Source organism: Streptomyces sp. KR55 (assembly GCF_052245645.1).
GTDB classification, from domain to species: domain Bacteria; phylum Actinomycetota; class Actinomycetes; order Streptomycetales; family Streptomycetaceae; genus Streptomyces; species Streptomyces flavusporus.
On the sequence record NZ_JBQQCE010000405.1, the window covers coordinates 1 to 8,932 of the forward strand.

Consider the following 8,932-nt stretch of genomic DNA (forward strand, 5'->3'; position numbering starts at 1 on the left):
CGGCTGCTCCGGGCGGCCCGGACCCCTTCGCGCTGGACCAGCTGGCCACCGACGCCGCCGCCCGCGCCCACGCCCTGCTCGCCACCGGCAGGGACCCGGTGGCCGAGCTGACCCTGTGGCAGGACGCGGTACGGCTCGCCGCGGCCCGCCCCGGCTCCGGCCTCACCGCCGGTACCCGCGCCCTGTACTCCTCGCTCGCCTCCGCCGCAGGCCGCACCCCGGCCGAGCTGGCCCGGGCGGTCGCCGCCTGGCGGCAGGGCGGCCTCGACGGCCTCAGCGTCCTGGAGGAACCCTGGGACCCGCCGGCCGGCCGCTTCGACCGGGCCCGCCCGCTCCTCCTCGCCGCCGACCTCCCCGCCTTCCGCCCCTGGCGCAACCGCCTCACCCACCCGCACGACCACGTCCAGCTCCGCCTCGGCCGCAACAACCTGTGGTACGCCTACGAGTCCGAGCCGGGCCACGACGACTGGTGGCCCCGCGGCACCCCGGACCCCGACCCGGTCGGCGCCCTCATGGGCCTCGGCACCACCGACGAACCCTGACCGCACCTGGCAGGGTCTGAGCGGGGCTCGGCAGGATCTCACCGATCACCCCGGCCTCTGCCAAACCGAGACCGCACTCCGCCGAACCCCGACACCCCCCGAACCCGATCCCACTCCACCCCACCCCTCCCGGGAAGGCAATGTGAGAATCACCCGGAGATCTCCGGGAGCCAGGTGTGAAGCACAGGGGCCCCGCGGCCGGATCCCGGGCTGCGGCGGTTAGCGTGGTGCGGTGAGTGAGACGACGACCCCTGCCCTGCAGTACCGCTTCGACGGCCCGGAAGACGCCCCGGTCCTCATCCTCGGCCCCTCGCTCGGGACGACGTGGCACAGGTTGTAACGACTGTCCGTGGGCGTCCAGGCCAGTCCAAGATGGGCGCGTAATGCCAGCTCAGGGCATCCCGGTCCGGGGGAGTCGGCACAGTTGGTGACAGCTGTGTGAGAGCGCGCGTGCGACGACGAAGCCCCGCAGGCACCGTCGGCAGGGCTTCTGAGCGCGTGGGCCACGACGGAGCGCGGCGTCCGGCGTGGGCACCGTTGCACTCGGGTTCTCCGCTCTCGAGCACCCGGAGCAGGGAGGCGGCGACACCTGCCGGACGGCCGATGCGCAGCACATAGCACGGGAACTCTCGCGACCAACCAGGTCGTAACCTTCGCCCCTGCAAACCGCAGCTGTCCCGGCGGTGACGCCAGGCCGCAGCTGATGACGCCGTCTCGCCGTGTCCAGAGCCGATCCCCTCCGGGGGATCTCACGGCACGCGACGACGCTCGCCGCCTGACCCTTCTCACGCCTGGCCTGACGACAGTTCCACCACTGTCACGTCCGAAGGCGCCCCGACCCGTGTCAGCGGGCCCCACGCGCCCGCGCCCCGTGACACATACAGGTGCGTGTCCCCGGGCATCGACGCGGCGACGATCACGCGAGCCGAGCAGCTGTTCACTCGACTCGACTCCCTGCTCCCCAAGCGGTGAGCTGAGTCCCCCCATTGAACGTCGCCCTGCCCAGCGTCCTCCCTCTCTGTTCGGCAAGCAGAACTTGACAGGGAATGCCTGGGCCGCCGGACCACCCGTCTGCGCGCCGCCGACGGGTGGTTCAGCGGTGCCGGGAGGCCGCCGAACGCTCAGTCGGAGATGACGGCGGTGCGGTGGATCCACTGCGCGGGGCTGTCTCGCTACATGCTGGCCCAGGAGCTGCACCCCAATCCGCAGTGATCAACTGCCGCACCCGATGCGAAGCTCCCTGCAGCGCGAGGTCCAGGTGATCTCGGACAGTCTGGTGCCACAACATCCTTCACGGTCTCAGGAACAGGATCTGTTGTGACTCTTGTTCGCTTTAGCGAGCGACCACCACACAGTCACCGCGCGGTCTCAGAATGATGCGGCAGATCTTTCGTCGAGGAAATCGACGATGTGGCCGAACACGTCAAGGGCGGCACCGCGGCCGATGAAAGGGTCAACGTGGCCGTAGCCCGGAATTTCGACGTAACGAATGTCAAGGTCCGGGTAGCGGCTGGACAGGACGTCGTAGCAAAGCTCGTTTGAATCGTGAAAGGTTTTGTTGTCACTGCCGGCGAGCAGCAGGACGGGGCAGTCGATGCGGTCGGCGCTGTCCAGGGCGTTCTCCGGCAGTTGGCCGTAGCCTTGGTCAGCCGAGTTCCAGGGCATCGCCGTGTGGGCTAGTTCCATGCGCCGCAGGTGCGGCCCTATCCAGGTGGGCGCGGAACCAAACAGTTGGGCAAGCCGATTGTGGGTTGTCTCGTGCAGGTTCTCGTGGACGTAGAGTGACGCGCCGGTACCCCAGGCGGAGTTGTGCAGGATATGGCAGGTGGGGTCGTCACATTCGTCGGCCGAGAGGGAAGCCAGCGCGAACATCGGCGTGTAGCGCGAGCGGAAGCCCACCTTGGTGAAGTCGACCGGGAGGTGAGTCCAGCGGGAGCGGCCCCACTCGCCGCCGAGGTGGCCGAGCAGTCGGGACCTCGCGGAATACTTCGGCGTCATGAACACCCCCTGTGCCACCACTCCGGCGAGGCCTGGCACCAAGCCGCCCGTCATACTCAATGACAGCGACAGTGCTCCGAGACAGTGAGCGACCACGAACAGCTGGCGCTGGCCGATCCGGTCGCGGATGTACGACACCGCATCCGGGATGTCATAGAGCGCCACATCATCGAAGGCATATCGGACGCGGCCCTCGTTGTACGGCAAGCGGCAACTGCCCCGCCAGTCCAGCAGCCACGGTTCGTAGCCCGCGCTGAGCAGGACGTCCGCGAGGTTGCGGGTCTCGGGGAGTACGAACATGTCAGCCGAAGCCGTGAGACCGTGCAGGAGCAGGACCGCGGGACGGTCGGTGCTGTTCTGATCGACGGGGGTGTTGGCGGTCAGCCGGCACAGGCCGAGTTCCGTGCCGTCGGATGCATGGAACGGGATCTGCTCAACGGTGAAGCGGTCCATCGGGGCATAGAGCGGTCGTGGTGTCATCGAAGTTGCTTCCTGTCCTTTTCCCACTTCTTGAGTTTGGCCTGGTACCTGTCCTTGTCGCGGTCGATGGCGTCCGGGCGCAGGTCGAGCAGTTCAGCGCCGGCGCGCAGGGTGGGCTCCAGCAGGCCCTGGCCCAGCTGCGTGCTGAACCAGGTCAGCCAGGTGAGCTTGGCGATCCTCTGCTCCCGCATCGACAGATTCGGATTGACCCGGATACCGTCTATCTGCTCTCGCTTATAGGACTTTTTGGGCACCTTCATCGTTCCGGCCAAGCTCGCCGGTTCGCCCTCGCGGCCGGCGCGGATGGTGAGAGTGCGTGCCTGCTTCAAGTAATCAAAGCGGGGCCGGGCTGTCTTCCAGCCCTCCAGCCACCAGCCGTTTCCGTCGGAATCGCGCAGGGCCAGGCGGTAACGCAGCAGGGGGTGGTCCAGGCTGTGGCGGTGAGGCACTCCCTCGTGGGGACGGACCCAGATCTCGCCGTCATCCACGGTCAGCGGATCCGCGTGCAGCAAGGAACAGGAGACCGTGCCGCGTACGTCGATGGTGCGGTGCTGCACGAGTTGGTACATGCTGGCGATCGACAGGGTCAGCGCGAAGGTGCAGTGGGTGTCAGGCTTGGCGTCGACCGGGCCCGCTTTGCCACGCATCGTCTCCCGGAACCACAGGTGCGGTGGGTCGTCCCGACTGGGCAAGACCACCAGGCCGTCACGGGCCATTCGCTCGTAGCTCTTCAGCCGGGCCTGCGCGTCGTAGCGGGCAGGTGGTGGCAGTTTGTGCCGGGCAACGAACGCCTCGGTCCGCTCCCCCGTCGCCATTGGGGCTGTGACGCTCGCCTCGACGATCTTCCGGCCGGCGGGGTTGCGCAGCACCCGCGCCATGAATTCCAGTTCGGGAACCTGATCGGTCTCACAGCGGGTCAGGAAGTCCTCGAGCCAGGCATCCCACGCCATTACCCGCACGTTCAGCCCACCGAGTTCCTGATCGCGGACCATCTCGGTGAGAGTGTCCGGCCGTCCGGTGAGGTGGTAGTTCTGGCCCCAGCCGCTCGGCTCGCAGATCACGGCGGTCGCGACGCGGCTCACCCAGTCCACTGGGGCGGAGTTCGAATAGTTGATCTTGGGCGCGACGCGGTAACGGGAGATGGCGGAAAAGAGGCCCGTATTGATGTCGTGTGGGTTGTAGGCGCCGGTGCGGGTGTGGCCGACGATGCCGCCAGGGCGCAGAAATGTTGCCTTCAGGCCACGGTCGCGGGCTCGCCTGAGCGCTGCCTCGGCCGCCCACTTCGACTTGTCGTACCCCGCCGTCAGCCGGTCCACATGTGCCACTGGATCGTCCTCGCCCATCGAGGCGATGCCGATCTCATTGAACACGGCGATCGACGAAATGTGGTGCAGCGGTTTGGGTCGTCCGGTCATCGCAAGTTCGGCGAGGGACAGCACGCCGAGGACATTGGTCCGGCGCAGCGACGGGTAGCCGCGCAGGAAGTCCACGGCCGCCCCCACGCTGACAACCGAGTCGAGTTCGTTTGCCAGCAGTTCCCACTGTTCGTCCGTCAGGCCGAGTCGGGGCTGGCGCAGGTCGCCGGGGAGGACCGTGACCCGTCGTCGGACCTCAGCCGACCAGGGGAGGGAGAAACTGGCGAGACCCTTGGCGAGGCGCCGTTCTGCGTCCTGCACGCTGTCCCCGCGCACCAGGCAGACCACATGTGCGTCGCTGTGCCGCAGCAGGTCGAGCAGCATGTGGCCACCCAGGAAGCCGGTGGCACCGGTCAGCAGGACACGGCGGGGCGGGACCGGTTCCGGGTCGCCGCACCAGGGAAGCAGGTCCGCACGTGCGAGGTCGGCCATGATGAGGGCGAGGTCCTCGGCATGGTCGTCGAGCGCAGGGAGCGTTTCGTCCGGCGCGACGGGATCGGTCGGCATGAGGTCGGTGCCCGGCGAGGCCGTCGTGGTGGCGGACGGCGCGGAGGCTACCGGAAGCTCAAGGGCTCCGGTGGTCGCCGACGCCTCGGGCAGTGTGCGTTTCGTCGGACTGCCCAGCCAGCGTTGAGCGAGGCGCCGGGGCCTGGCGTCGGCGAAGACGTCGTCCAGGCTGAGTCTGACGTTGAGGTCACGGTCGAGCACGGCGACGAGTCGAACGGCGTCCACCGAGGTGGCACCGGCGTCGAAGAGATCGGTCTCGGCGTCGATCTCCTTGCCGCCCAGCAGCGCAGCTGCCTTCGAGACGATGGCCTTGGCAAGTTGTTCGAGACCCCAGGCCGGTGTGCCGTTGACCGGGCCCTCCGGGTCGTTCGCGCTGTCCACCGACTGCGGTTGCGGGGCCGGCGGCTGAAAACGCGCCAGCAAACCGGCGATCGCGGCGGACCCGCGCGGACCGCTTTCGATCAATTCTCCCTCGTACTGCCGGTCTACCTCATGATTGCGGGCCGGTACGTCGCCACCTGTATCGGGGCTGGGTTTCATGCGGTTGCCTCCACGGTTTCGTCTGTTGTGGTGTCCCACGAGCGGAAGTCTCGGAGCCGGTCCGCGGGGACCAGTGCCTCCAGGCGCGGTGCCTCCGGGTCCCCGCCGGACAAGGCGGCCACCAGCCGCCGTACGGGGATATTGCGGGGGGTACGCTCGGCGATCATGCGCACGGCCGGGCAGCCCAAGGCTTCGGCTCGGTCTGCCAGCCAGCCGAGAACCCGTTCCTCGGCACCGCGGCCGAGCACCCGACAGCTCATCATCCAGCCCAGGACCTCGAGCGTCTCGCCGTCGGGACGGATCACGACGACGGCGATCTGCCCATAGTCGCCGAACCTGTCCCGCGCCCGTACGGTCCACACCTCGCCATCCCGTTGCCAGCGCGTCAGCTCCGCCTCGCCCACCGTCAAAGGGCGGAGATTGAACTGGCTGGTGCGCCGGGTCAGTTGAACAGAACGTTCCATCGTGTCGTCGCAGAGAAGCTGAAAGTCCATTTCCAGGTTCAGCCGCTCCAGGAAGTCGGCGAAGGTGGTCCGGGAACGTGCTTCCTCGCGCACCTTCTCCTGCCGATAGAAGTCCGCCCGCGCGGCGTCCTCCTGTGTCGCCGCGCGCGGGGCGACCGGCCAGAGCCTGGTCAGGAAGTCCGGCAGGCCTTCTCCAGGCGGGCAAGTCACGCAGAGCACCTCGGGCAGAGCTGCCCTCATCCTGGCGATCTCGGCCGGGTTGTCGTCGAGGAACATAAACGTGTCGAGGCCGAGCCCGAGTTCCTCCGCAACCGCCTTGAGGCGCACGGACTTCGGTGTCCAACCGGCGGAGATCACACTGAAGTGCTCAGCGCAGAGCAGACTGTCGGGCCGGTCGAGTACGGCACGTACGGTGGCCTCGTCGTTGTTGGAGACCAGCACCAGCAGAACACCTGCGGCACGCCACTGCAGCAGTCGGCGGGCAAGCTGGGCACGGGCCCCCGTGAGGCCAACGTGCTCCGGCCCGTCCTCCCCTGCGATGCCGTCCCAGAGAGTCTCGTCGCCGTCCACTGCAATCACCTTGGGCGGGGTGCGGCGGGAGGCCTGCACCAGTTCGGCGAGGGCAAGCGCCACTGCGGCCTGGAACTCCGTCCGGAACGGCAGGTGCGCCAGCGCGTCCGTCTCGGCGTCGAACGGGTTGGCGAAGTCATCGCCGCTGAAGCTCTCCGGCCCCAGTACCGCGATGCCGGCCTGATCCTGGAGCCGGGACCTCACCTGCTCCTCCCAGTCCCGGAGCCTCTGCTCGGTCGAGTGGGCGGGAAGAAAGCCGACGATCACCGGCCTCCCCGTGCGTTCGGCCAACGAGCGCAGGGCTGCCGGGTACTCCTCGCCCAGTTCGGCCAGCAACTCGTCGCTGATTTCGCCGTAACGCCCCAAGTCGGCGGCACGCAGCAGGACAAGGGCTGCTGCGGTGGACGGATCGGAGAGAACGCCGGACGGGTCGTGCAGGGCGGCCAGAACCTGGTGATACGGACCTTCGGTGACGGTGAGTCCGGTGCCCTCAAGAGCGAGGCCGAGCAGCGCGGAGAGGTTGCCCAGAGCAAAGGTTGCTGTCAGAGCGACGGATTGGGGTGCCGATGAGCGTGACGGGGGTACGGGCAACGGTTGTGGCGCGAGCGACTCCGTCTCGGTTTCCCTCGACGACGGCACCACTGGCCCCGCTGTCTGAGGCACCGGAAGAGCACCCACTGTGCCCGTGCCCGCTTGACCGATCACCTCGGCGATCAGGTCGAGGAAGTCCCGGCCGAACCGGGCGCAGCTGGAGCTGTCGAAGATGTCCAGGTTGTAGTCGAGTCGCATATGACCCAGATCCGGTGACACACTGATCATCAGATCGAGGTCGGAGTGGCCGGTGCCCGCGGGGAGCATCTCCAGTCCGGGCAATTTCAGGCCGCGCGGTGGAAGGTAGTTGAAATAAACCTCGACCAGTGGCGCGTTCTCGCGATACAGCCCCTCCGCTACCAGCGTGGACATGGTGTCCGAGAAGGAAATGCCCTTCTCGAGATGCACGCCCAGACGGTGGTCGGTCCGGCGCAACACCTCGGCCACTGACTCGCCCGGGGAGGCCCCGGCAGGGAACGGTATCGGAACGCCGAAGAACCCGACCGCGTCGAGCGCTTCTGCGTGCATCCGGGTGTCCACCGGAACCGCCAGCACGAACCGGCTGCGCTCCCGCAGACGGGCGAGGAATATGGTCAGCGTGCCCAGCCAGAAGGCGGCCGGGGTGATCCCAAGCCGTCTTGCCTCGGTTCCGACCCGCTCCGAGAGCCCATCGGGGACCTCCACGAGCTCGGTCGCCGCACGGTACGACCGGGCCGCGGGGCGGGGCTTCGCGAGGGTCAGATCCAGCCTGCGGATCCCGGAGAACCACTCGCGCGGCTGCGCCGCCGAGGCCTCCCGGCCGTCCGTCTCCTGCCGCGTCGGCTGTGCCCGCATCAGACCGTCGATATCGTCCAAGGAGGGAGCGGACGACAGATGCTCACCCGTGAGTTCCGCGCCGATCTCTGCTGCCACCAGCGCGAGTGAGGACAGATCGGACACCGCGTGGTGCGCACCGTAGAGCAGTACCTGCTTCCCCGACGGGTACTCCAGCAGCTCGAACCGCCACAGCGGCGCCACGGCAAGCTCGAACGGTGGTTCCAGCAGCTCGCGCAGTCGCTGGTCCGCGTCCGTGTCCTCGTCGACGGGTGACCATCGCAGCAATGTTCCGGGCAGGCTCTGCCCGACCTCCAACTGGAGGCCGTGCTCGGGGTCCGCGACGATCGCCGTCCGCAAGGCCGCGTGTCGGGCGGTGAGGTTGCCCAGTACTCCGGTCAGCCGTTCCCGGCTGACCGGAGTGGCGAGCTGCACGGCGGAGCCGATGTTGTGGGTGACTCCTGGGGTGCCCAGCTGCTCCGTGCGCAACAGTCGTATGACGTCACGGGTCGCCGGGTATCGTACGGTTCCGTCGGCGCCCGGCACGACGAGTGGCTCGAAGCCTTCCTGGCGCGTGCCCCTTTCGGGCACAAGCGGTTCCCTGGCCTCCGCGCCGGTCTGGCTGTCGAGGATCCAGTCCACGATGTCCATGACACTCGCCCCGCCGAGCAGCGCCGCTACCGGCAGCACCCGTCCGAAGTCAGCCTCCACCAGACCTCGGGTGCGCATGGCCGTCACCGAGTCGATACCAAGGTTGGTGAGCGGGGTTGAGACGTTCAGCTGGTCGGCGTCGAAGCCCAGCAGTTCCGCAACATGGTGCCGTATCCGGTCCATCACCTGCGTCCGGGTGCCGGCATCCCCGGTCAGGGGGACGCGCCGCCTCAGCTCCTGCGCCATGTCGGCGAGCCGTGACGCGTTGAAGACCGCTTGCTCCGGCAGCTCCACGCCTGTCTGCTCCTTCAGCAGGTTGATCAGGCGGGTGGCCAGCAGCGCGTTACCTCCGAGCGCGAAG

At 68.1% G+C, this 8,932-nt stretch carries 3 protein-coding genes and 1 pseudogene; 1 reads left to right on the forward strand and 3 read right to left on the reverse strand.

Annotated elements, in window-relative coordinates; all coding sequences use genetic code 11:
• Positions 1-542: pseudogene (locus tag ACTWQJ_RS39470) on the forward strand (SWIM zinc finger family protein); the annotation flags it as partial.
• Between the two features lie 1,368 nt (positions 543-1,910).
• Here ACTWQJ_RS39470 and ACTWQJ_RS39475 read toward each other — a convergent pair.
• The 3 genes from ACTWQJ_RS39475 to ACTWQJ_RS39485 all read right to left on the reverse strand — a co-directional run.
• Complete coding sequence (locus tag ACTWQJ_RS39475) at positions 1,911-2,993, reverse strand: alpha/beta fold hydrolase (protein WP_443311253.1); 1,083 nt, start codon at positions 2,991-2,993, stop codon at positions 1,911-1,913.
• Between the two features lie 23 nt (positions 2,994-3,016).
• Positions 3,017-5,482 carry a thioester reductase domain-containing protein gene (locus ACTWQJ_RS39480; RefSeq protein WP_443311254.1) on the reverse strand — a complete coding sequence of 822 codons (2,466 nt, stop codon included), beginning with the start codon at positions 5,480-5,482 and terminating at the stop codon, positions 3,017-3,019.
• The coding region (locus tag ACTWQJ_RS39485) for an HAD-IIIC family phosphatase (protein WP_443311255.1) at positions 5,479-8,932 on the reverse strand (3,454 nt) is incomplete at its 5' end. The genes ACTWQJ_RS39485 and ACTWQJ_RS39480, both read right to left, overlap by 4 nt.